Annotated in this window: 20 protein-coding genes and 1 pseudogene; 6 read left to right on the top strand and 15 right to left on the bottom strand. The window is 64.7% G+C overall.

The features are described from left to right. Positions 1 to 10: 10 nt before the first annotated feature. The 6 genes from CXQ89_RS05125 to CXQ89_RS05100 all read right to left on the bottom strand — a co-directional run bounded on the left by CXQ89_RS05125 (position 11) and on the right by CXQ89_RS05100 (position 6,319). Positions 11 to 1,000 (bottom strand): ABC transporter permease, encoded by a 990-nt coding sequence (locus CXQ89_RS05125; protein ID WP_104052649.1) that lies wholly within the window; start codon positions 998 to 1,000, stop codon positions 11 to 13. Between the two features lie 65 nt (positions 1,001 to 1,065). Continuing rightward, positions 1,066 to 2,751 (bottom strand): ABC transporter substrate-binding protein, encoded by a 1,686-nt coding sequence (locus tag CXQ89_RS05120; protein ID WP_181032229.1) that lies wholly within the window; start codon positions 2,749 to 2,751, stop codon positions 1,066 to 1,068. Positions 2,752 to 2,979: 228 nt separating this feature from the next. Further along, on the bottom strand, positions 2,980 to 4,011 hold the full coding sequence (locus CXQ89_RS05115) for a LacI family DNA-binding transcriptional regulator (RefSeq protein ID WP_104160479.1): 1,032 nt from the start codon (positions 4,009 to 4,011) through the stop codon (positions 2,980 to 2,982). Positions 4,012 to 4,150: 139 nt separating this feature from the next. Next, positions 4,151 to 4,618, bottom strand: a complete 468-nt coding sequence (locus tag CXQ89_RS05110; RefSeq protein ID WP_104160478.1) for an NUDIX domain-containing protein — start codon at positions 4,616 to 4,618, stop codon at positions 4,151 to 4,153. Next, positions 4,615 to 5,142, bottom strand: a complete 528-nt coding sequence (locus CXQ89_RS05105) for a GNAT family N-acetyltransferase (protein ID WP_104160477.1) — start codon at positions 5,140 to 5,142, stop codon at positions 4,615 to 4,617. Before CXQ89_RS05105 ends, CXQ89_RS05110 begins: the two co-directional genes overlap by 4 nt. A 166-nt stretch (positions 5,143 to 5,308) precedes the next feature. Then, a complete protein-coding gene (locus CXQ89_RS05100; RefSeq protein ID WP_104052654.1) occupies positions 5,309 to 6,319 on the bottom strand; it encodes a hypothetical protein in 1,011 nt (336 codons plus the stop codon). A gap of 89 nt (positions 6,320 to 6,408) precedes the next feature. Between CXQ89_RS05100 and CXQ89_RS05095 the strand changes: the two genes are divergently transcribed. Together CXQ89_RS05095 and CXQ89_RS05090 are read left to right on the top strand one after the other, a co-directional pair. Continuing rightward, positions 6,409 to 6,981, top strand: a complete 573-nt coding sequence (locus tag CXQ89_RS05095) for a TetR/AcrR family transcriptional regulator (protein WP_181032228.1) — start codon at positions 6,409 to 6,411, stop codon at positions 6,979 to 6,981. Between the two features lie 78 nt (positions 6,982 to 7,059). Beyond that, positions 7,060 to 9,153 (top strand): annotated as a pseudogene (locus CXQ89_RS05090) (beta-glucosidase); the annotation flags it as partial. A gap of 34 nt (positions 9,154 to 9,187) precedes the next feature. Here the strand turns inward: CXQ89_RS05090 and CXQ89_RS18755 are convergent. The 4 genes from CXQ89_RS18755 to CXQ89_RS05070 all read right to left on the bottom strand — a co-directional run bounded on the left by CXQ89_RS18755 (position 9,188) and on the right by CXQ89_RS05070 (position 12,342). Beyond that, positions 9,188 to 10,678, bottom strand: coding sequence for a glycosyltransferase (locus tag CXQ89_RS18755; protein WP_104160474.1), 1,491 nt, complete (start codon positions 10,676 to 10,678; stop codon positions 9,188 to 9,190). A gap of 64 nt (positions 10,679 to 10,742) precedes the next feature. Continuing rightward, on the bottom strand, positions 10,743 to 11,300 hold the full coding sequence (locus CXQ89_RS05080; RefSeq protein WP_104160473.1) for a dihydrofolate reductase family protein: 558 nt from the start codon (positions 11,298 to 11,300) through the stop codon (positions 10,743 to 10,745). Between the two features lie 46 nt (positions 11,301 to 11,346). Further along, on the bottom strand, positions 11,347 to 11,895 hold the full coding sequence (locus CXQ89_RS05075; RefSeq protein WP_104160472.1) for a GNAT family N-acetyltransferase: 549 nt from the start codon (positions 11,893 to 11,895) through the stop codon (positions 11,347 to 11,349). Between the two features lie 93 nt (positions 11,896 to 11,988). Further along, positions 11,989 to 12,342, bottom strand: a complete 354-nt coding sequence (locus CXQ89_RS05070; RefSeq protein ID WP_104160471.1) for a DUF1801 domain-containing protein — start codon at positions 12,340 to 12,342, stop codon at positions 11,989 to 11,991. 264 nt (positions 12,343 to 12,606) lie between these two features. Here CXQ89_RS05070 and CXQ89_RS05065 point away from each other — a divergent pair, with 264 nt between their 5' ends. Continuing rightward, on the top strand, positions 12,607 to 13,251 hold the full coding sequence (locus CXQ89_RS05065) for an NAD(P)-dependent oxidoreductase (RefSeq protein ID WP_104160470.1): 645 nt from the start codon (positions 12,607 to 12,609) through the stop codon (positions 13,249 to 13,251). Positions 13,252 to 13,331: 80 nt separating this feature from the next. Here CXQ89_RS05065 and CXQ89_RS05060 read toward each other — a convergent pair whose 3' ends face one another. Next, complete coding sequence (locus tag CXQ89_RS05060; RefSeq protein ID WP_104160469.1) at positions 13,332 to 13,634, bottom strand: hypothetical protein; 303 nt, start codon at positions 13,632 to 13,634, stop codon at positions 13,332 to 13,334. A 587-nt stretch (positions 13,635 to 14,221) separates the two neighbouring features. On the opposite strand from CXQ89_RS05060, the gene CXQ89_RS05050 reads away from it, so the two are divergent. Then, complete coding sequence (locus tag CXQ89_RS05050) at positions 14,222 to 14,848, top strand: hypothetical protein (protein WP_104160467.1); 627 nt, start codon at positions 14,222 to 14,224, stop codon at positions 14,846 to 14,848. Positions 14,849 to 15,066: 218 nt separating this feature from the next. Here CXQ89_RS05050 and ychF read toward each other — a convergent pair whose 3' ends face one another. The 3 genes from ychF to CXQ89_RS05035 form a co-directional block, all read right to left on the bottom strand. Beyond that, positions 15,067 to 16,152 (bottom strand): redox-regulated ATPase YchF, encoded by a 1,086-nt coding sequence (ychF, locus tag CXQ89_RS05045; protein ID WP_104160466.1) that lies wholly within the window; start codon positions 16,150 to 16,152, stop codon positions 15,067 to 15,069. Positions 16,153 to 16,174: 22 nt separating this feature from the next. Further along, positions 16,175 to 17,254 carry a 4-hydroxy-3-methylbut-2-enyl diphosphate reductase gene (locus tag CXQ89_RS05040; RefSeq protein WP_104052664.1) on the bottom strand — a complete coding sequence of 360 codons (1,080 nt, stop codon included), beginning with the start codon at positions 17,252 to 17,254 and terminating at the stop codon, positions 16,175 to 16,177. An 86-nt stretch (positions 17,255 to 17,340) separates the two neighbouring features. Then, positions 17,341 to 18,156 (bottom strand): hypothetical protein, encoded by an 816-nt coding sequence (locus CXQ89_RS05035; RefSeq protein WP_104160465.1) that lies wholly within the window; start codon positions 18,154 to 18,156, stop codon positions 17,341 to 17,343. A 64-nt stretch (positions 18,157 to 18,220) separates the two neighbouring features. Between CXQ89_RS05035 and xseA the strand changes: the two genes are divergently transcribed. Next, positions 18,221 to 19,510, top strand: coding sequence for an exodeoxyribonuclease VII large subunit (xseA, locus tag CXQ89_RS05030; protein WP_104052666.1), 1,290 nt, complete (start codon positions 18,221 to 18,223; stop codon positions 19,508 to 19,510). A gap of 41 nt (positions 19,511 to 19,551) precedes the next feature. Next, a complete protein-coding gene (locus CXQ89_RS05025; protein ID WP_104102740.1) occupies positions 19,552 to 19,791 on the top strand; it encodes an exodeoxyribonuclease VII small subunit in 240 nt (79 codons plus the stop codon). Between the two features lie 30 nt (positions 19,792 to 19,821). Here CXQ89_RS05025 and CXQ89_RS05020 read toward each other — a convergent pair whose 3' ends face one another. Further along, positions 19,822 to 21,039, bottom strand: a complete 1,218-nt coding sequence (locus tag CXQ89_RS05020; RefSeq protein WP_104052667.1) for a pyridoxal phosphate-dependent aminotransferase — start codon at positions 21,037 to 21,039, stop codon at positions 19,822 to 19,824. Between the last annotated feature and the right edge of the window lie 67 nt (positions 21,040 to 21,106).

Raw genomic sequence — 21,106 nt, 5'->3', positions numbered from 1 at the left:
ATCTGGCCCTCTATCCTTGGTGCCGGGTTCGGGGATCGATGAGTCCGTAGACCACGTCGACGAAGAAGTTGGTCAGCAGCACCGAGGTGGTGATGATCAGGAAGACACCCTGCATCAGGGCGTAGTCATTGTTCTGGACGGACTGCAGGAGGGTCTGGCCGATACCGGGGTAGGAAAACACCTGCTCGGTTAGAATGGACCCGCCCACGACGGCGCCCAGGGCAATGCCGAAGCCCGCCACCGAGGGCAGGATGGCGTTGCGGCCGGCGTACATGGTCATGATGCGGCGGGGCCGCAGCCCCTTGGCCTCGGCGGTGACGACGTAGTCCTCGGCCATGGTGGAGACCATCATGTTGCGCATGCCCACGAGACCGGCCCCCAGGGAGCTGATCACGATGGTCAGGGCCGGCAGGGTGCCGTACTTTACCGCGCTGGCCAGGAACTCCCAGCTCCAGCCGGCGCTCACTGTGCGGTAGTCGTATCCGCCGCTGATGGGGAAGAACCCCAGCGTCACGGCAAACACGTAGCTGAGGATGAGGGCGAGCCAGAAGTAGGGCACCGCCTGCAGGACTGTCGACGTCGGGATGAGGCTGTCGAGCCAGCCCCCGCGTTTCCAGCCGGCCAGCATGCCAAGCAGCTGGGCGATGACAAACGAAATCACGGTGGCGATGCCCACCAGCAGGATGGTCCAGGGCAGCGCCTGCCCGATGACAGTGACCACCGGCGTGGGAAAGAAGGTGACCGAGACGCCCAGATCGCCGCGGAAAATGTTGACCAGGTAATCGCCGAACTGGGAAAGCAGCGATGCGTCATCGGTGGTTCCCAGCATGGCCTCAATGGCCTCGCGCGTTTCGGGTGCAACCTGGCCGCGCTGGGCCAGTTTTGCCAGCATCACGTCCACCGGGTTGCCCGGGAGCAGGCGCGGCAGGGCAAAGTTGATGGTGATCGCCGCGCAGAAGGCAACGATGTAGAAGAGGATTTTCCTCAGGAGGTATCTCACGCGGTTCTCGTTCCGACATAGATCAGTGGCGGGCCCGAAGCCCGCCACTGATCTCGATGGGATTTTTACTTAAGGGTGAGGTTCTTGAGGACCTGACCGTAGTCAGGTGCCTGCCACACCATGGGAAGCGCGTAGAGATCGTCGTCGCTGGGCCAGCCCGTGACGACGTCCGTGCGGAATGTGCTCAGGCTGCCGTAGGACTGGATGGGAATGTACGGCATGTCCTCGGCAATGGCTTCCTGAATGATGGCGTACTGCTCCATCTTCAGGGACTCGTCGGTGGTGCCGTTGAGCACATCCAGTGCTGCGTCCACATCCGGGTTTGAGTAGCGGGCCCAGTTCGGGTTGGCAGACTCGCCCACCGGCGCCGTCGATTCGCTGTCGAAGAAGGCCTTGTACAGGTAGTAGGGCTCGGAGCCGGCACCGGGCCACAGGTTGTTTACCAGCATCTGGAAGTTTCCGGTGTTGGTGGCTTCGGTCCACTCGTTCCAGGACATCTGCTCTGCCTTCAGCTCGATTCCGACCGGCAGCAGCTGCTGGGCCATCGTCTCGATTCCGGCAATCCAGTCCGTCCAGCCGGTAACGGTTTTGACCGAGAAGCTCAGGCGCTCGCCGTCCTTCGCGTAGATGCCGTCGGCGCCCTTGGCAAAGCCAGCGTCGGTCAGCAGTTTCTCAGCCTTGGCGGCGTCACCCTTGTTGGAGGCAACCGGCTCCTCGATCGACGGGGAAATCCACTTCTCATCCCGGGGAAGCAGCGCGTACGTGGGGCTGACGTCGCCGTTGAGGTTGGAGAAGGCCAGGGAGTTGAGCTGGTCGCGGTCCATGGCCGCGTAGATCGCCTGGCGGACAGCCGGATCCGTCTGCGGACCGGTGCAGCCGAGCTCAACATTGGAGCAGGTCACCAGGGACAGCTGGTTCTGGACGGTGTTGACGTATTCCACGTCCTCCTCCGGCCCCAGGAGAGTATCCACCTCGGGGATGAACATGCTCATCCAGTCAACGTCGCCGTTGAGGATTGAATCGACGCCGGCCTGGTTGCCGGACAGGGACACGTACCGCACGCCGTCCAGCTCGGGCTTGCCCGCTTCCCAGTACTCTTCATTCTTTTCCAGCAAATAGCTCTGCGGGGAGAAGTCGGACACGACAAACGGCCCCGTGCCCACGGCATCCTGGTTGATGAACGTGGCCTGATCCTCCACCTCGGACCAGATGTGTTCGGGAACAATGTAGATGGAGCTCAGGGCACCAATTGAGTTGAGCACATCGGGCTTGGGGTAGGTGATGGTGAGCTCGGTGTCGCTCACGGCCTCGGCCACGCCGTCGAACCCGCCGGTGTTCAGCGCGGGCGTGTTGGCGATCAGGTTCAGAGTGAAAACCACGTCGTTGGCGGTGAACGGTTCACCGTCGCTCCACGAAACCCCCTCACGGGTGTTGATGGTGAGAACGTTGCCCTCGTCGTTGTACGAGTACTCGGTGCCAAGGACCGGGGTGGGGTCACCCTCGGCGGCCCGGTTGACGAAGAACAGGGTTTCATAAACGGTCGATTGAACGCCCAGCAGAGCCGTGGTGGAGAACGGGTTGAAGTTCTCGGTGAACTGAGTGGACGAGTTGCCCGGAATTGTCAGGATGGCATCACCGCCCCCGGAAGCACTTTCCTCGCCCGCACCCCCGCCCGACTGGCAGCTGGTGACCAGCAGGGCCGTGGCTGCCAGCGCCGCGACGCCGGCGAGTCTCTTTCGTGAAGTGAACATCATTGTCCTTTCGACGATCGAGACCACCCCGACCGCTGTGTGCTCGAACTCACATCCAAGCCTCAGGCCTGGTGTTCAGTAAGCGCTATCTCGGAGACTAACGTCGATGTTTTGGCGCGTCAATGGTTTCTTTTGGCGCTCCATAAACGGAACATGTGCAGAAGTGGCGGATCACCGGTAAGCGCGTGCTGAGAAGGACGCGTTACAGACGCCGGCGGAATACGCCGCTTAGAGGGAATCCCGGCGGGTGAGGCTGCTCGGCAGGACGCGCTGCACAACGGAGGTGCCGGAGCTGGCCATGAGGGCGGCGAGCGCATCAACCATCTCTTCACCCATTCGTTCCAACGGCTGGCTCACCGAGGTTAACGGCGGATTCGCCACCTCAGCCAGGACAGAATCGTCGTAGCTCACCACTGAAATATCGTGGGGTACCCGGCGTCCGGCCGCGGCCAGAACCTGCAGCGCTCCGGAGCCCATGTAATCCGAGCAAACGAAGACACCATCAATGTCGGGGTAGGCGGCAAGAAGCCGTGTCATGGTCTCCGACCCTCCGGCCGGCGAAAACGCCCCCCGGGCAATTCGATGAGCCTCGAGGCCGTGCTCGGACATGGTTGACCGCCACCCATCGAGCCGGTCCCTCGCCGCCGTCAGCCGATCGTTGCCAGCCAAGATGGCAATTCGGGACCGGCCTGCTTCGACGAGAGCCTCGGTGGCCAGCCGGGCGCCACCCACGTTGTCAACGTCGACATAAGACTGTGCTTTTGCATCTCCCAGCGGCCTGCCCAGATAAACAACGGGAACACCGGCATCGCGGAGAAGCTCAGGAAGGTGTGAGATCTCGTCTTCCAGGATGACCATCGCTCCGTCCACGCCGGTTCGACGCAGATACTCGAGGAGGTATGACTCCTGCTGTGCGCTTCCGGAAAGAAGCATCACGATCTGCAGGTCATGCCGGGCAACTGCGGACAGCACACCGTGCAGCGGCGCCGAGGTAAACGAGTACGGCTGGGAGAGATCGGCCTCAGAGATAATCAGGGCAACGGCCCCGGTGCGTCCGGTGGCCAGCGTGCGGGCAGCAGCATTGAACTGGTAGCCCATCTGCCGGGCGATAGCCTCCACCCGAAGCGCCAGATCCGCATTGACTGTAGGCACGCGGTTCATCACGCGGGACACTGTCGCGGTGGATACCCCTGCAGCGGCCGCCACATCGGCAAGGGTGGTGACGGCACGCCCGGGGCGCCGCGCTCGAGTCTCGCTCATGGCTACATATTGCCACAGTGCCGCGGCACTGAAGCGCCGTCGGGTAAGCGCTTACGTCATTTGTCCTGACAATCCAAAGACAAGCTAGGCGCACTCCCGGTTCGATGCCCGCTAGTAAGCGCTCTCTCGGGAGATTGCGTCACCGCGGACGTGACACGTCAAGAACAACCTCCCCCAGCCTGGCACCGAAACCCGCACAGAGAACATGGGCGTTCTCCAGGGGCGCCCACCAGCACGTCCAAGTGTGAGCTGCACCGCCGTCTGACGGGTGCTCTTCCCCAGCAATCCAGCGCTCACGCGGCGGCGTGTCATCCAGAAGCTCGAGCTGGAAGAAGTGCCGTTCATGAATCTCCGGTTTCGCGGGCCACACGTCATAGCGGTCCACTCCGAGCGCACGGACGACGCGCGTTCGCATCCCGGTCTCTTCGAGTACCTCGCGAACCACAGCTTCCTCGGGTGCCTCACCCGGCTCGATAGTTCCGGCGGGGACCTGCACGCCGGCGGCCTCGATCGGCACGTGATTGTGAGTGAACACCAGCAGCCGCTCCCGGTGGACAACATAGCCGACGGCCTTCCGCACGGAACGCCGGTGCAGATGGCCGGTCATGCGATATCCGGCGTTCGCGCGCCCGCCCCGCTCGGAGTTAGCGGCTTCACCATGATCAGGCAGGGCGTGTCCGCGCCCCAAAGGTCCGTTTCCTCCAGGGGAAGAAAACCCCGTCTCTCGTAAAAGTGACGGGTCCACGCATACCCGGTATCCGGATGAGAGGGGCCGAGGGTCTTGACCTCCAGCAGGCGGACACCCCGGGCGACGGCATCTGCCTCGATGGCCGCGAGCATCGCCGTTCCAACGCCGAGCCCGTGTGCTGCTCGTCCGACCACTGTGAGATGGATTTCCGCCACGTGGGGAAAGTGGCGATCAACGAGAGTGACCCCGACAACCCTCCCGTCGGCGTCGCGCGCGGTCCACGTCTCCTTGGTTCTTGCCGCCTCGATGTATTCGGCATTTGAGTCCGGCTGCCCAAACCACTCGGGGACCGTTGCCAGCAGCCGGGCGACGTCGTCGGGCACAGGCTCGTCCCGGACTGCAATCCAGTTGCCATTGGTCTGCTTTACGCCAGTGCCACCCATGAGTCCTGTCTACCAAGACATCTGTCGTCCGTTTGCCAGCGACACAGTCCGGCGCGCGCACGGGTGCCCTGCACGGACGGTCCGAAACGGCGCCCGTTGTTCTTCAGCAGCAAAAAGGGAAAGCCCCACCAAAGGCGGGGCTTTCCCTTCCAGCCCGCACAGGCGTTTAGACCGTGGCGGGTGCTGCCTCTTTCCGGGTCTTGGCAGCCGAGATGCGCGGACCGCTAAACCACAGCACGATCCCCGCCAGAACCCAGATACTCAGGGTCAGGGCCGCAGCGCCTCCGCCGACGCCGTCGAAGTACGCCACGGAACGGACCAGGGTGCCGGCAGCGCCGGGCGGCAGGAGCTGGCCGACCATGGCCACCCCGGCGGGCAGCCACTGGGCGCTCGTCGAGATGCCGGCGAAGGGGTTGCCCACAAACATCATGGACATTGCCGCAATAGTGAACCCTTTGGTGCCAAAGCACTCATTGAGGCCGGCCAGGGGCAGGGCCAGTGCTGCGATGCCAAGGGCAACGCTTGCCGCAACCGGGACCAGGGGGCCCTCGATGCTGCCAAAGAGGTACTTCAATACGGCCGCGACCACGAACCCGCCCGCCACCGAAAAACCGGTGAGGCCGGCGAAGATCCACCAGCGCTGGCCGGACAGCATGGAACGGAATGCCACGGCCGGCACAATGCCGCCGAACACCAGCGGAAAAGCCAGGCCTCCGATGCCGACGCCGGTCGGGTCTCCGGAAGGAAGCGGAACCACGTCCACGATCTCGGCGGTCTGTCCCATGCTGCCCGCCATCGTGGCCCCGACATTGCTGACCGTGCCGGAAACGGCCGTTGAGCCGGCGCTGGCCACATAGACGGTCATATCCGGATCGGTGAAGTCGAATCCGCCAACGATCTCCCGGTTACGGATGCCCTGCTCGAGGTCCTCGGCATTCTCGTAGGACTGCACCACGAAGGCCCCCGGTGACTGGTCCTCCAAGGTTTCTGCGACCGATGCTGCCCGGTCCTGCGGCCCCACCACACCTAGACCCAAATCACGGGGTCCGGAATGGAGCGAGGGCGAGATGAACAGCATCAGGAGGGCCAGCAGGATGACGGAAAGCCCGGTGGTTAAACCGACCCAAACGGCCGCGTGCTTTCGATGAGAGCCGGATGACGGCGTTTGTGTTGTCATGATCCTTCTTCTTTTCGGAGGAACTTCCTCCGCTTCTACGGATGATATTCCTCCGGTTTAGACTGAAGGTCAATTTGAAGGGAGTGCGGATGAGAGCTGACGCTGCGCAGCGAAGAGAAGCGATCATCACCCATGCGAGGCACCTGTTTGCCGAGCGGGGCGGCGATGTTGCACTAGAGGCTGTAGCCGCTGCAAGCGGGGTGGGGATTGCCACCCTGTACCGCAACTTCCCCTCCCGCGGGGACCTTGTCCACGCCGTGCTCCAGGACATTGTGGAACAGATCATCCACGCCGTGGATCAGACCCGGAGCACGCTGAACACTGATCCGGCTGCGGCATGGAAGGACCTGCTGTCCAGCCTGACGGCAATGGAACTCGGTGCGCTAACGGACGGGCTCGCACTGCAGGCTGGGGCCGTCCAGGATTTGGAAGCCACGCCTCTGGCACAGGTTCAGCAGCCCGCAGTAGATGCCCTCAACGATGTGCTTGCAGAGCTCAAGCGGCGCGGTGCAGTGCGGGAGGCCCTCTCTGCCCTGGACGTGATAGTTGCGGTCGCGACGATCACCCGTCCACAGGTCGCCCCCATCCGTGGAGCAGCCCCGGGCGTGCCGGACCAGCTGGCCGAGGCGTATCTTCTCTGGAGCCGAGGCCAACAGGCCTAACCCACGGACCCCACATGATCCCCGGGTTCAGGTCCGGATGGAGCGGCTAATCCGCGCCGCGCAGACGCCGGGTGGAGAATGCAGTGCATGAACATCACTCCGGAGGCCAGCGCGTACGGTGAGGCAGTCCGCGCGGTCCGGGAGGGCGCGCTCGGTCCGGACCAGGCAGCCGAGCAGCTCATCAGCCAGATGACGGCAACGGAGCTTCTCGGGCTGCTCGACGGCGACTCCCCCGGGCTGCTGCTCCCGCTCATCCCGATGCTGCTGCGCCGGCGGCCGTTCGTCGCCGGGGCGGTCCCGCGGCTGGGCATCCCGGGAATCCGGTTCAGCGACGGCGGCCGCGGCGTCGTCATCGGCGCCTCCACGGCCTTCCCCGTGACCATGGCGCGGGCCGCAACCTGGGATCCGGCACTGGAGGAACGGGTCGGGCTCGCGGTGGGCTTGGAGACCAGGGCGCGGGGGGCAAACTACTCCGCCTCCATCTGTGTGAACCTGCTTCGCCACCCCGCGTGGGGCCGGGCGCAGGAGTGTTACGGGGAGGATCCGGTGCTCACCGCCCGGATGGGATCGGCGATGACCCGGGGTGTGCGCGTGCACGCGATGGCGTGCGTGAAGCACTTCGCGCTGAACTCGATGGAGGACGAGCGCTTCGAGGTGGATGTGTCCGTCGACGAGCACTCCCTGCACGAGGTGTACCTGCCGCATTTCAAGGCCGTTGTGGAAGCCGGTGCCGACTCCGTGATGAGTGCCTACAACCGGGTGCGGGGCGAGTACATGGATGTCAATCACGCCCTGCTCACCGACGTGCTGCGGGATGAGTGGGGCTTCCGAGGATTCGTGACGAGCGACTGGGTTTTCGGCACCCACGACGCCGTCACCAGCCTGCAGGCGGGGATGGATGTGGAGATGCCGCTGCGGCTGCTCCGGGCCCGTACTTTGCCTGCAGCGCTGCGGAGCGGTCAGCTGGCGCGCGCGACTGTAGTGCAGTCCGCGCGCCGCATCCTGCGCACCACCGTGCTGCACGCCGCAACACGGGAGACGGCGGAGCCAGGCGCGGACCTGATCGCTTCCCCGGCGCACCGGGCGCTTGCCCGCCGGGTCGCCGCGGAATCGGTCGTGCTGCTGAAGAATGAAGTTCTTGGCGAAACACCGCTCCTGCCGCTGGCGCCCGCCATTTCCCATCTTGCGGTGATCGGACGACTAGCGGCCCGGGCAAACCTGGGCGATCACGGCTCCTCACGCGTCCGGCCTCCCTCCGCGGCTTCGGTGCTGCAGGGGCTGCGTGAGGCGCTCCCCCGGGTGCGCATCACGACCGACTCAGGACGGAACGAACGCGCCGCGGCCGCGCTGGCAGCCGCCGCAGACACGGCGATCGTCGTCGTCGGCCTGGACCAGCACGACGAGGGCGAGTCCGTTGTCACCGGAGGCGTTAACGTGGGCGTGCTCGGTCCGGCCTTCGGGTCGGGTGCCCTCAGTCGGGTCGTCACCGGTCTCGCGCATCTGGCCTCTCGGTTCGTCCGAGGCGGCGACCGCAGCTCACTCGACCTGCGCCCCTCCGATGTGCGCCTCATCCGTGCCGTCGTGGCTGCGAACCCGCGGACCGTCGTCGTACTAATCGGCGGCAGCGCGATCCTCACGGAGGAATGGCGGGAACAGGTGCCCGCACTCGTCCTCGCCTGGTACGGCGGTATGGAGGGCAGCCGCGGGCTGGCGGACGTGCTGACCGGTGCTGCGGACCCCGGCGGGCGGCTGCCGTTTGTGCTGCCCACGGACCCCGCGCATCTGCCGCCCTTTGACCGCACGGCGAAGTCCGTGGTTTATGACGACTTGTGGGGTCAACGCCGGCTCGACGGCGAGGGACACGCGCCGGCGTTCCCGTTCGGGTTCGGCTTGAGCTACACCACGTTCGAACACCGGCTTCTCGAGCATCACTTCGACGACACGGGCGGCTGGGCTGACGTGCTCGTCACGAACACCGGCGGTCGCCGGGGGTCCACTGTTGTTCAGGTCTACGCCGCAGACGTGTCAGTCCGCAGGCCGGTGGCTCAGCTCCTGGGTTTCCAAAAGGTGACGCTGCAGCCCGGCATGGAGACAGCTGTGCGGGTTTCCCTGGATGCCGGGCCTACGCTGCAGCGCAATCCGGACACCCGGTGCTGGTCCCCCCGCGCCGGGGACTGGGCCCTGCTCGCCGACCAGCACTGCCCGGTCAGCTGGGCGGACGCGGTCCGATTGCGGCGCCCTGCGGAACCGGCCGATGAGGACGGGATCTCTCAACACGAACGGCCAGCGTGTCATCCCCCCGCAGGATGGCGCGGAGCAGCCGCCGCTCCTCCCACCTGAGCGACCTGAACGCTTGGCTGCGCCGCAGCACCAGGCTCCCGTCCGGGGTCCCGTACCGCTTCTGCAAATCCTCCAGCTCCTGGGCCTGCAGCAGGGCGACCGTGCTGCCCGTAGCCGAGTCGATCAACCGGACCAGCGCGGATGGTCCGCTCAGATCCGTCGCCACAACGCGGTCCTCACTGGCGGAGAGGATTGTCTTCTGCGCCGCGCGGGTTATCACCAGCGGACGGGACGGCCCGTCCAGCAGTCGGGACAGCACATCTGCCGCAGCTTCAGGTCGGCCCGTCCTCTGCGCCGCGGCCTGCATCTGCTGCAGGCGGCCAGGCTCGCGCAGCACCTCGTCGATCTTCCAGCCAATTGTCGCTGAAGTGTTGCAGCGGACCGCCGCCCCCTGTTCCAACAGGTAGTCGCCGTTGCGGACCTCCTGCCCCGGAATGGGGTTCACCATCACCATGGGCAGGCCGGCAGCCATGCACTCCGACACGGACAGCCCGCCGGGCTTGCCCACAAACAGGTCGGCGCGGCGCAGCAGCTGCGGCATCTCCGTGGTGAAGCCGAGCACGCGGTAGCGGTTCCCGGCGGGTGCCACCAGCTGCTCGATACGCTGCCGCAGGGCATCGTTTCGTCCGCACACAACCGTCGCCGTGAAGGGCGAGCGCATGTGCAGCGTCTGCCGCACCACCGCGGCGGCGTAGTCGCCGCCGGACGCGCCCGCAGAGATCAGCAGCATCGGGGGCTCGGTTGCATCACGCCCGGACGGAGCCTTCAGCTGTGTGGCGATCGGAATCCCCGGGGCCGCGACGCGGTCGGAAGGCAGGCCAAGCGCCATCAGTTCCACCCTCCCCTCCTCCCGGGCCAGGAAAAGCGCGTGAAACGCGCCGGTAAGGGACAGCCCTTGGAAGTCATAGTCCGTCGTGACGACGGCGGTTCTCGCGTTGGTCACGCCGCGAAGGAGCAGCGACGCCAGCAGCTGGGCGGGCAGGAAATGCGTGCACACGATCGCGGTCGGCCGGAACCGCTTAATGGCATCAATGACCGGAACGGAGTTCATCCGTGTCCAGGGGTCTATGGGGCCCCGGCGCCGGAAGGGACGGTCACTGATGTCGTAGCCCCAGTCAATCAGCCACGGCAAGCCCTCGACCAGGACGAAGTAGCCCTTGTTCAGCAGTGCCCGGTAGAGCACGCTGCTGACTTGTAGCACGTCCAGTACCTGGACCTCGGCGACGTCGGCACGCGCGGCGCACGCCTGCTGCACCGCCGCTGCGGCACTGTTGTGCCCGGCGCCCACGCCTGCGGACAGGATCAGTACGCGCTCCCCTGCAGCGGTCTTTGGGGTTCGTCCCGGCGTTTTGCGCATGAAGCGAGGCTAGCAGGGGCTGCATCGCCGTCTGGACGGAAGCGCAGCATCAGCGCTGTGGGTCTCAGTCAGTCCGCCGGTAGTGCATGGAAACTGCACCGTTGCTCATCGGTTCCGCCGAGATCAGCTCGAGGCGGCGTGTGCTGTCGAGAAGTCCCTCGTAGAGCGTGGGACCGTGGCCGGTGATCATGGGGTGCACCAGGAACCTATATTCATCAATCAGATCCAGCCGGTCCAAACCTGCCGCCAGCCGGCCGCTGCCAACGAGCACCCCGTCCGGGGTCCGGTCCTTGAGGTCCTGCACCCCGGTGCGCAGGTCACCGTCGATGCGGTGGCTGTTGTTCCACGGGAAGTTACTGCGGGTTGAGGACACGACGTACTTCGGTTTGGCCTCCAGCGTGAGGGCCCAGTCGCGCACCGCTGTCGGCGCTTCGACGTCACCCCGCGCAACTGCCGGCCAGTAGCTCTCCATCATTTCGTACGTGGTGCGCCCCCAGAGCATGGCGCCGGACTCGTTCAGGAGCCGGGTGTAATGGGTGTGCGTCTCGTCGTCGACGATGCCCTCCTGGTGGTCGGCGCAACCGTCCAGGGTGACGTTGATGCTGAAAGTCAGAGCGCCCATGGAGCGATTCTAAATCTCGGGCCCTCCCCTGCAACCGTTTGCGGAGTCAGCCGGTCCAATCGCGGCGCAGAAGGCCGTATATCCAGGAATCGGAGACCTCGCCGTTGACGATGCAGTCCTCGCGCAGTTCGCCCTCGCGCAGGAAGCCGAGCTTCTCCAGGACCCGGGCGGAGGCGATGTTGCGTGTGTCCGTTTCGCCCTGGACCCGGTTCAGGTCCAGGGTATCGAAGGCCCATTGCAGCATGGCGCGTCCTGATTCAGCGGCGTAGCCGCTCCCCCAGGCCTCTTTTGCCAGGCAATAGCCGAGGGAAGCACTCCGGAAGGCGGGGTTCCAGCTGTTGAAGGTGCACCAGCCCAGGAAGCTCCCGTCTGATTTCCTGGTAATCACCAGCCGCGCTCCGGTGCCTTCCTCCGCCATCTTCCGGCAACCATCCAGAAAGTGTGTGGCCTGTGAAGGACTGGACCACGGCGGACTGTCCCAGTAGCGCAGGACTTCTGCGTTACTCTGCAGTGCGAAGAGGCTGTCCGCGTCCGTATCAACGAATGGCCGCAGGACCAGGCGCGCAGTGTCCAGGGTAGGAGTTGAGAGGCTCATGGCTGCCAGCCTGCCATATGTGTGTCTGTGGCATGGTCCCGCCCTCCGCCGACGCCGGTCCCGTGTTCTGCCGGCGAAGGGCGGGAGCCGGGCTTAGTCGAGAACCGAGCGGACGATCTCCGCGACGCGCTTCTCCGTATCGGCGTCGATGGTTTCGAAGTACCAGGCGGCAGGCATAAGCGTGCCGTCCGGCCCGCCGGCCGGGCGGAGCGGCGCCTTCTCGGTGACCGACAGGTTGAGGCGTTCATCGTTGCGCAGGGTCAGCAGCGCCGGGGAGCCTGCAGACCTGGCGTACGCGGGCATGCCGTACCAGATACGTGGTTTCAGGCTTGGAGCCGCGTCCATGATGACGTCATGCACCCGCTGCATCAGCCCGCGCTGCGGCTCATCCATGCCCGCGATCTTGTCCACGACCTGGCCCAGGTTCTTTTCGTCTTTCGATGACATCTCGCGTCCTTTCGACAGCCGATGCCGCGGCATCGGTGCAATGAAGCTGGCGCATCAGTGCGCCGCACTCCATCGGGACGTGTCCTGGGGAGCCAGTCCTCTCCGCGATGATTCACGTGGTCTTCACGTGGAAGTGCCCTCGGTGGCAGGGCCACCGGCATCAGGATAACTCTGCCCCGAGTGGGGAGGGAATACGTGGACCCGGCAGCTGGTTGCATCTTCGCCGGGGAATTGCCGGCTCCCTACTGCAAGGAGAGAACGCACATGGCACGAGTAGTGATCTTCGGCGGCACCGGCTACGCCGGCGGACACATCGCCCGCGAGGCGGCTTCCCGCGGGCACCAGGTGATCTCCTACACCCGCAGTGCACCGGAGGAGCCGCTGGACGGGGTGGAATACCGCACCGGATCGCTGGCTTCCCCGGAAGTGCTCACCGCGGCGGCCGCCGATGCTGATGTCCTCGTTGTGGCGGTGCACGGAGCCGACGTCGACGGCGCTCCGCTTGCCACGTACATGCCGCAGCTGATCGAGGCCGCGCGCAGCAGCGGCGCGCGCCTCGCCTTCGTTGGCGGGGCAGGCTCGTCGCTGGTCGCGGAAGGTGGTCCGCGGCTGGTCGACACACCGGACTTCCTCGATGACTGGAAGCCCGAAGCTCTGGCGCACGCCGAAGTTCTCGAGGCGCTGCGGCAGGCACCCGAGGACCTCGACTGGTTCTATGTCAGCCCGGCAGCGCTCTTCGGTGTCTTCGCTCCGGGCGAGAGCACCGGCGCCTACCGGACGGGCGGCGACATCCTGGTGACCAAAGATGACGGCTCCTCGGAAATTTCCGGTACCGACTTCGCGCTTGCCTTCGTCGACGAGATCGAGAACCACGCCCATCCGCGTCAGAGGTTCACCGTCGGGCACTAAGGCGTACGTCCAGCACCGCAGAAACAGCCCCTCTCCCCACGCAGGGAAAGGGGCTGTTTCAGACGAGGCTTCCCTTCCTCTCAGCGACCCGAACCGTACGTTGTATCCACTTCGGCAAACGACGACAATCCGAGCATCCCGAGGAGGAACGGTGCCAGTGCGACGATCGTCAGGGCCCCGGCAACAATCCACAGCGCTAGTGTCCGCTTCCTGGATTCCCGCAACCGGGTGGCCATCGCCGTTCCGGCCACCACTAAGGGCAGTCCCGGGAAGACAGTGAAAGCGAGGACTTCAAGAGCAATGAAGCCCGCAAAAATCCATTCCGTCCGGCTGTAGAGACTCTCGGGTCTGGTCTGTCTGGTCTGTCTCGTCGGCTCGCTCATCGGGCCAGTCTGGCATGCCTCTATGTGCCACCTATGAACCCTCGGATCGGGGCGTGGCAGCCCTGTGCTCTTTTCCGCTAATACATAAGAAAAATGCCGCCCCCGAAACTTAACGGAGGGCGGCATTTCCCTTGATTCAGGCGAATAACCTAGACGTTGAAGCGGAACTCCACCACGTTCCGTAGCCGAATACCCTCTGGAAGCTGCCAGTCGAGTCCGGCGCCCGGGACCGACCATCCCGCGTCCATAGTCGTGCTCGCGGTGCGAGACGCGGACCAGCAGGATCGGACCGGCGGCATCGTGAGCGACCAGTCGGACTCCAGCGCTGCTGCCGCCCGGATCAGCCGGCCATTGGACACGTACGAGCAATGCGAGGCAAAGGAACCGCCCACCTCCGGCTTCAAGACACCCGACACGTGCGCATCGGCTCGCAGCCGCATCTCTAGGTCGGAAGGCGCGCCTTAATCGGCCAACTCCTGCTTGCTTATATGGTTCGAGGGGACTTAGTGCGGCTTTCTGTTGTGACCGTTCAACACCGCGGAATTCCGAAGGCGTTTTGACGTCGAAAAACTGGAGACTTAATCGTAATGAACATTTTCAAAGCGCGGGTTCTGCTTTGGCCTCTCCTGCTGATCACCTTCTTGGTTCTCGGGGGAACGGGCGCCGCTTTCGCATTCGGTGGACTCAACGCTCTCGCTCTCAAGTCGCTGTTCACCAGCAGTTCGAGCGAACGCGATTCGCAGGTGGTTCAGTCCGTCACGCAAATGCAAGAGGTCGCCTTGCTGAGCCTTCACATCGAGGGTATCGACAGAAAGGAAAGCAATCGCGAGATTTTCGGCGTGGCCGTACCCGCGAGCGAGAAAACGACGCTGATCCAGTACGAGTTCGACGCAAAATTAGGCATCGATGGGTCACAGGTGAAGATCGAACCCACCGGCCCAGGGTCGTTTCTCGTGACTATCCCTGAATTCATCGGCATCGGCTTTGACGATCCCGTGTTCAAGGACGCCCTCGAGGACAACAACGCGCTTAGCTGGCTGACACCGCCAGTGGTTCAAACTCGCATGATCAACAACATTCTCAGCGACGAGAACAAGCAGACGCTCATCAGCAAAAACGAAGCAGCCTTGAAAGAGCAGGCCAAGGTGACCTACTCCGGGATCATCGCAAGCGTCGATCCCGAGATCACCGTCGCCTTTGAGTTCGCAGGGTAGATGCCCGCAGCGCTGCGTCCTTGTTCAAACTAGGTTTTTCGGGCGCCTGCCGGGCGAGAAATACTGGTTGGTGGTGTAAGCATCGTCGGCAATGAGTCGAAGGTAACCGACTGGCGCCTGCCGGAATAGACACTTATCAAAGCTTGCCCCGGATATAGAAATGCCGCCCTCCTGCGTTTTCGCGGAGGGCGGCATTTCTACTGATTCAGGCGAAGAACCTAGACGTTGAAGCGGAACTCCACCACGTCGCCGTCGGCCATGACGTATTCCTTGCCTTCGATGCGGACCTTGCCGCGGGACTTAGCCTCGGCCATGGAACCGGCCTCCACCAGATCATCAAAGGACACAACCTCGGCCTTGATGAAGCCACGCTGGAAGTCGGTGTGGATGACGCCGGCAGCTTGGGGCGCGGTGTCACCCTTGCGGATGGTCCAGGCACGGGTTTCCTTGGGACCGGCCGTCAGGTAGGTCTGCAGGCCCAGGGTGTGGAAGCCGACGCGGGCCAGCTTGTCCAGACCGGACTCTTCCTGGCCGCTCATCTCCAGCATTTCGCGGGCTTCTTCTTCGTCCAGCTCCACCAGATCGGCTTCGAGCTTGGCGTCAAGGAAGATGGCGTCCGCCGGGGCCACCAGGGCGCGCAGTTCCTCCTGGCGCTCCGGGTTGCCCAGCACGGCGTCGTCGACGTTGAACACGTAGATGAAGGGCTTGGCGGTGAGCAGGCTCAGCTCCCGCAGGTGCTCCATCTCCAGCTTGTCCTTCTCCACGGAGGAGAAGATGGTGTCGCCGCGCTCCAGCACAGCCTGCGCGGCCTGCATGGCAGCCAGCTGCGCGGGCTCGCGCTTCTTGATCTTGACTTCCTTCTCGACCCGCGGAATCGCCTTTTCCAGCGTCTGCAGGTCGGCCAGGATCAGTTCGGTGTTGATGGTCTCCATGTCGGAGCGGGGATCCACCTTGCCGTCCACGTGGATGACGTCGGGGTCATCGAACACGCGGATGACCTGGGCAATAGCCTCGGCTTCACGGATGTTGGCGAGGAACTGGTTGCCCAGCCCTTCACCTTCCGACGCGCCCTTCACGATGCCGGCAATGTCCACAAAGGACACGGTTGCCGGAAGGATGCGCGCGGAACCGTGAATCTCGGCCAGCTTGGCCAGGCGCGGATCCGGAAGGGACACGACGCCGACATTCGGTTCGATGGTGGCGAACGGATAGTTCGCCGCCAGAACGTTGTTGCGGGTCAGCGCATTGAACAGGGTTGATTTGCCGACGTTGGGCAGGCCGACGATGCCAATAGTAAGAGCCACGTTGCCATCATACCGGTGCCCGTCAGGCTCCGGCGCGCCGCCCGCCCAGACCGCGCGAGGTATCCCCCATCGCCTTCAGCGTGGCACGGATCTCCTTGGGCAGGGAGAAAATGATGTCCTCCTGCGCAGTGACCACTTCCTCTACGTCGCCGTAGCCGTACTCGGCCAGCAGGTGCAGGACGTCCTGGACCAGGTTTTCCGGCACGGATGCGCCGGAGGTCACACCAACAGTGGCAACGCCCTCGAACCAGGTCTCATCAATCTCGTTGGCGAAGTCCACGCGGTGCGAGGCCTTGGCGCCGTATTCCAGTGCAACTTCCACCAGTCGCACGGAGTTGGAGGAGTTCGCGGAACCTACCACCAGCACCAGATCCGCTTCGGGAGCGATCTTCTTGATCGCAGCCTGCCGGTTGGAGGTGGCGTAGCAAATGTCGTCGCTGGGCGGATCCTGCAGCGTGGGGAACCGCTTGCGCAGCAGGTTCACCGTGTGCATGGCTTCATCCACGCTCAGTGTCGTCTGGGACAGCCAGATCACCTTGTTCGGATCACGGACCACCACTTTGTCCACGTCTTCGGGACCGTTGACGATCTGCGTGTGCTCGGGTGCCTCGCCGTAGGTGCCTTCAACTTCCTCGTGGCCGGCGTGTCCGATCAGCAGGATGTCAAAGTCGTCGCGCGCAAAACGCACCGCTTCCTTGTGGACCTTGGTCACCAGCGGGCAGGTGGCGTCGATGGTCTGCAGGTTCCGGTCCTTTGCGGACTGTACGACGGCGGGAGAGACGCCGTGTGCGGAGAAGATCAGGCGGGCGCCTTCCGGGACCTCGTCGGTTTCATCGACGAAGATGGCGCCCTTCTCCTCCAGTGTCTGGACCACGTGGAGGTTGTGCACAATCTGCTTGCGGACGTAGACGGGCGGGCCATAGGCTTCCAGCGCCTTCTCCACGGCAATCACTGCTCGGTCGACGCCGGCGCAGTAGCCGCGCGGTGCGGCCAGCAGGACGCGGCGGGCGCCGGAGACGGGAGCGGCGGCGGATACCTCCTGCGGGCTGCGGCGCCTGCGCGGAACGGTGGGCATAGGCACGGAAACGGCAGTGCTGGTCATGCCTCCATGCTATCGGGTGGACCGGCACCGAACGCGCGCGACGGCGTTCCGTCCGCTGTCGGCGCACTGCTCCCGGATCAGAGCACTCAGCGCCGCCCGGAACCGCCGATGGCACGCACCAGCAGTCCCAGCACCAGCAGCACAGCCGCACCCACCATGAAGGGAAGCGTCCATGCCTGCAGGCTGGGTCCTGCTTCCGCAGCGAACGCTGCGGCAAAAGTCTCCGCCAGGGCGCTGCTGTAGGCGGGACGGCTGGCAAGTGCGGGAAGGGACCCGGCGGCAAACCACAGCGCACCCCCGGCCAGCAGTGCCCCTCCTCCCATCCAGGCCAGTGCCGCTCCCCCGCTCCGAGCCACCAGCAGGGCCAGCACCGCTGCTATGCCCGAGCCCAGAGCCAGAAAAGGCCACGCCTTGGCAGCGTTGGCTGCAAACTCGATGTCCGAACGCTGATCCACCCCGCCCAGCTCCAGCAGCGACTGTTCCGGTGCCTGCACCTCCGTCCCGGCGGCGCTGCCGAGCTCGTTCGCCACCAGGCCCACCACCGGGGCGACATCCAGGGTGACTCCGCCGCCGCCGTCGAATGATTGGGCGTGCGAGCGCTGCAGCGTCTCGTCCCAGGCCTGCGGATAGCCGGGCAGCGACTGCACTCCCTGCACCGCGCTGGTGATCAGCGGCTGCACAAAGGAGGCGACGGCGTCGGGCAGCTGGACGCTGTCCGTCACCTGTGCCCCCAGCTCCTCGGCGAGGTCCTGCTGGAAGGCCTCGTTGGTGCCCAGCGGCTGGCCCAGGGCTACAAATCCGTCTTCAGACACCACGTTTTCGGCCAGCCAGGCCGAACACAGGGCGGCAACTGCCAGCAGGACGGCGGCAAAACCCAAGATGGCCGAGCCGAATGTTCGCATCGGGTGTTTCCTCACTCTGGTTGCGGAACCCGCGTTGTGGGCGGCACCTGATAGACATTAACTTATGCAAGACCCCATAGAGCGCACCGAACCCGATGAGTCCGCCGCTGCGACGAGCCTCCCGAAGACCGCCGCGGAAACCAGTCCCGAGAATCCGTGGCCGCTGCAGCTGCTGTCGAGGAACCTGAAAAGCTACATCGACCGCGCCCCTGCCACCTGGGTGGAGGGGCAGATTATCGAGCTGAACAAACGGGCCAACGCCTCCTACATCACACTGCGCGACGTCGATGCGGAGATTTCGCTGTCCCTGACAGTGTGGAGCACGGTGATGAACCGGCTGGAGCTGCCGCTGGAACGCGGCGCCCGGGTGGTTGCCCAGGTCAAGCCCGATTTCTGGGTCAAAACCGGACGGCTTTCCATGCAGACCAGGGACATCCGCCCGGTGGGCATCGGTGATCTCCTGGCCCGGATCGAACGCCTGCGCCAGGCCCTGGCCGCCGAAGGGCTGTTCCGGGAGGATCGGAAGCTGCCGCTGCCGCTGCTGCCGAACCGGATCGGGCTGATTACCGGACGCAACTCCGATGCCATGAAGGACGTCATCCGCAACGCGTCCCTGCGCTGGCCGGCCGTGGTCTTCGAAGTGCGCGAAGTAGCCGTGCAGGGCGTCAACGCCGTGGCGGAGGTGACCCGGGCGCTGGCCCAGCTCGATGCCATGCCGGAAGTGGACGTCATTGTGATTGCCCGCGGCGGCGGGTCCCTGGAGGACCTGCTGCCGTTCAGCCACGAGGACCTGGTCCGGGCCGTGTCCGCCGCGCAGACGCCTGTGGTCAGCGCGATCGGCCATGAAGCGGACCGGCCGCTGCTGGACGAGGTCGCAGACCTCCGGGCCTCTACGCCCACCGATGCTGCCAAGCGGATTGTTCCGGACGTCGGCGAGGAGCTGCAGCGCATTGGTGCAGCCCGTGCCCAGCTGAGACGCATCGTGGACCTGACAGTCGGCCGGGAGATCGAACGGCTGAACCACATCAGGTCCCGTCCCGTGCTGGCCGCTCCGGAAACCATGGTGGACCTGCGCCAGCAGGACGTGTCCCGCCTGCGCGAGCGCGCCCTGTCCTGCATCACTTCCGAAGTGCGGCGGGACACCGACCGGATCGCGTACCTGCGGGCGCAGGTCCGCTCCCTCTCACCCCAGAACACACTGGACCGCGGCTACGCCGTCGTGCAGCTGGCCGACGGCTCCGTGGTCCGGGAGGCAGCGGCCGTTCCCGGCGACGCGCACCTGCGCATCCGGGTTGCCGTGGGCGAACTGGCCGCCACGGCGGCAGCGCCGGCTGAAGAAAAGCCCGGCGCTTGAACATGCAGAATCAACAGCTCCAACCGAAAGAAGACCCGAAAATGAACCCCGCAGCAAACGAAGCATCAACCATCCCGGCAGACATTGAAGCCATGAGCTACGAGCAGGCCCGGGACGAACTGGTTTCCGTGGTCGGCAGGCTGGAAACCGGAGGCGCCTCTCTGGAGGAATCTCTGGCTCTGTGGGAGCGCGGCGAGCAGCTTGCCACCCGTTGCGAGTCCTGGCTGGAAGGTGCCCGCCGCCGCCTCGATGCCGCCCGCGAGGCAGCCGCAGGCGAATAGCCTCAGCCGAATAGCCTCCCCCGAACAGGCCTACTGCTTGTAGGTGCTCAGGAACTCGGCGAGCCGGATCATGGCGTCCTCAATGTCATCCACGTTGGGCAGGGTCACCATCCGGAAATGGTCCGGCCGCACCCAGTTGAAGGCCGTGCCCACGGAGATCAGGATCTTTTGCTGCTTGAGCAGGTCCAGGGCAAACTGTTCGTCGCTGGCGATCGGATAAACCTCGGGGTCCAGCTTCGGGAACAGGTACAGGGCCCCCATGGACAGCTCGCAGCTCACGCCGGGAATGTCGTTGAGCATCTTGTGGGCCAGATCGCGCTGCGCCTTGAGCCTGCCGCCGGGCAGGATCAGGTCATTGATGCTCTGGTAGCCGCCCAGTGCGGTCTGGATGGCGTGCTGCGCGGGAACGTTGGCGCACAGCCGCATGTTCGCGAGCAGATTGATGCCCTCGATGTAGTCCAGCGCCTCATGTTTCGGTCCGGAGATGGCCATCCAGCCGCTGCGGTAGCCGGCAATCCGGTAGGCCTTGGACAGGCCGCTGAAGGTCAGGCACAGGACATCTTCGCCGGTGATGGTGGCTGAGTTCAGGTGCACGGCGTCGTCGTACAAGATCTTTTCGTAGATTTCGTCCGAGAAGATGATCAGCCCGTGCTTGCGGGCCAGGTCCACGATCGCCTTGACGACGTGCTCCGGATAGACCGCCCCGGTGGGGTTGTTGGGGTTGATGAGCACAATCCCCTTGGTGCGGTCGGTGATTTTGGACTCAAGGTCCTCGACGTCCGGCCACCAGTGCTCGTTTTCGTCGCACAGGTAGTGCACAGCGGTGCCGCCGGCAAGTGAGACGGAGGCTGTCCACAGCGGATAGTCCGGAGCGGGCACCAGGATCTCATCGCCGTTGTTCAGCAGCGCCTGGAGCGAAAGCGTAATCAGTTCGCTGACCCCGTTGCCGAGGTAGACGTCATCGACGTCAATGTTCTGGATGCCGCGGCTTTGGTAGTACTGGACGACGGCGGTGCGGGCGGAGAAAATGCCGCGGGAATCGCTGTAGCCCTGGGCCTTGGGAAGGTGGCGCATCATGTCCACCAAGATCGCTTCCGGCGCCTCGAAACCGAAGGGCGCGGGGTTGCCGATATTCAGCTTCAGAATCCGTTGACCGGCTGCTTCCATGCGCTGTGCATGCTCCAGCAGCGGCCCACGGATGTCATAGAGAACGTTGTGGAGCTTGTGGGACTGCTTGAATTCGGCCATGAAAACATGGTGCCACAGGCAGGGACCCCTCCCCGCACATGTGAAGCGGAAAGGGGTCCCTGTAACG

Source organism: Arthrobacter sp. ZGTC212, from assembly GCF_002929255.1.
GTDB lineage: Bacteria > Actinomycetota > Actinomycetes > Actinomycetales > Micrococcaceae > Arthrobacter_B > Arthrobacter_B sunyaminii.
The sequence above is the reverse complement of the archived record's forward strand: the minus strand, read 5'-3'. Positions and strand labels throughout refer to the sequence as shown.

Coding starts and splice junctions, on each gene's coding strand:
- CXQ89_RS05120 (WP_181032229.1), bottom strand. CDS start 2,751: ATGTTCACTTCACGAAAGAGACTCGCCGGCGTCGCGGCGCTGGCAGCC.
- CXQ89_RS05115 (WP_104160479.1), bottom strand. CDS start 4,011: ATGAGCGAGACTCGAGCGCGGCGCCCCGGGCGTGCCGTCACCACCCTT.
- CXQ89_RS05110 (WP_104160478.1), bottom strand. CDS start 4,618: ATGACCGGCCATCTGCACCGGCGTTCCGTGCGGAAGGCCGTCGGCTAT.
- CXQ89_RS05105 (WP_104160477.1), bottom strand. CDS start 5,142: ATGGGTGGCACTGGCGTAAAGCAGACCAATGGCAACTGGATTGCAGTC.
- CXQ89_RS05100 (WP_104052654.1), bottom strand. CDS start 6,319: ATGACAACACAAACGCCGTCATCCGGCTCTCATCGAAAGCACGCGGCC.
- CXQ89_RS05095 (WP_181032228.1), top strand. CDS start 6,409: ATGAGAGCTGACGCTGCGCAGCGAAGAGAAGCGATCATCACCCATGCG.
- CXQ89_RS18755 (WP_104160474.1), bottom strand. CDS start 10,678: ATGCGCAAAACGCCGGGACGAACCCCAAAGACCGCTGCAGGGGAGCGC.
- CXQ89_RS05080 (WP_104160473.1), bottom strand. CDS start 11,300: ATGGGCGCTCTGACTTTCAGCATCAACGTCACCCTGGACGGTTGCGCC.
- CXQ89_RS05075 (WP_104160472.1), bottom strand. CDS start 11,895: ATGAGCCTCTCAACTCCTACCCTGGACACTGCGCGCCTGGTCCTGCGG.
- CXQ89_RS05070 (WP_104160471.1), bottom strand. CDS start 12,342: ATGTCATCGAAAGACGAAAAGAACCTGGGCCAGGTCGTGGACAAGATC.
- CXQ89_RS05065 (WP_104160470.1), top strand. CDS start 12,607: ATGGCACGAGTAGTGATCTTCGGCGGCACCGGCTACGCCGGCGGACAC.
- CXQ89_RS05060 (WP_104160469.1), bottom strand. CDS start 13,634: ATGAGCGAGCCGACGAGACAGACCAGACAGACCAGACCCGAGAGTCTC.
- CXQ89_RS05050 (WP_104160467.1), top strand. CDS start 14,222: ATGAACATTTTCAAAGCGCGGGTTCTGCTTTGGCCTCTCCTGCTGATC.
- CXQ89_RS05040 (WP_104052664.1), bottom strand. CDS start 17,254: ATGACCAGCACTGCCGTTTCCGTGCCTATGCCCACCGTTCCGCGCAGG.
- CXQ89_RS05035 (WP_104160465.1), bottom strand. CDS start 18,156: ATGCGAACATTCGGCTCGGCCATCTTGGGTTTTGCCGCCGTCCTGCTG.
- xseA (WP_104052666.1), top strand. CDS start 18,221: ATGCAAGACCCCATAGAGCGCACCGAACCCGATGAGTCCGCCGCTGCG.
- CXQ89_RS05025 (WP_104102740.1), top strand. CDS start 19,552: ATGAACCCCGCAGCAAACGAAGCATCAACCATCCCGGCAGACATTGAA.
- CXQ89_RS05020 (WP_104052667.1), bottom strand. CDS start 21,039: ATGGCCGAATTCAAGCAGTCCCACAAGCTCCACAACGTTCTCTATGAC.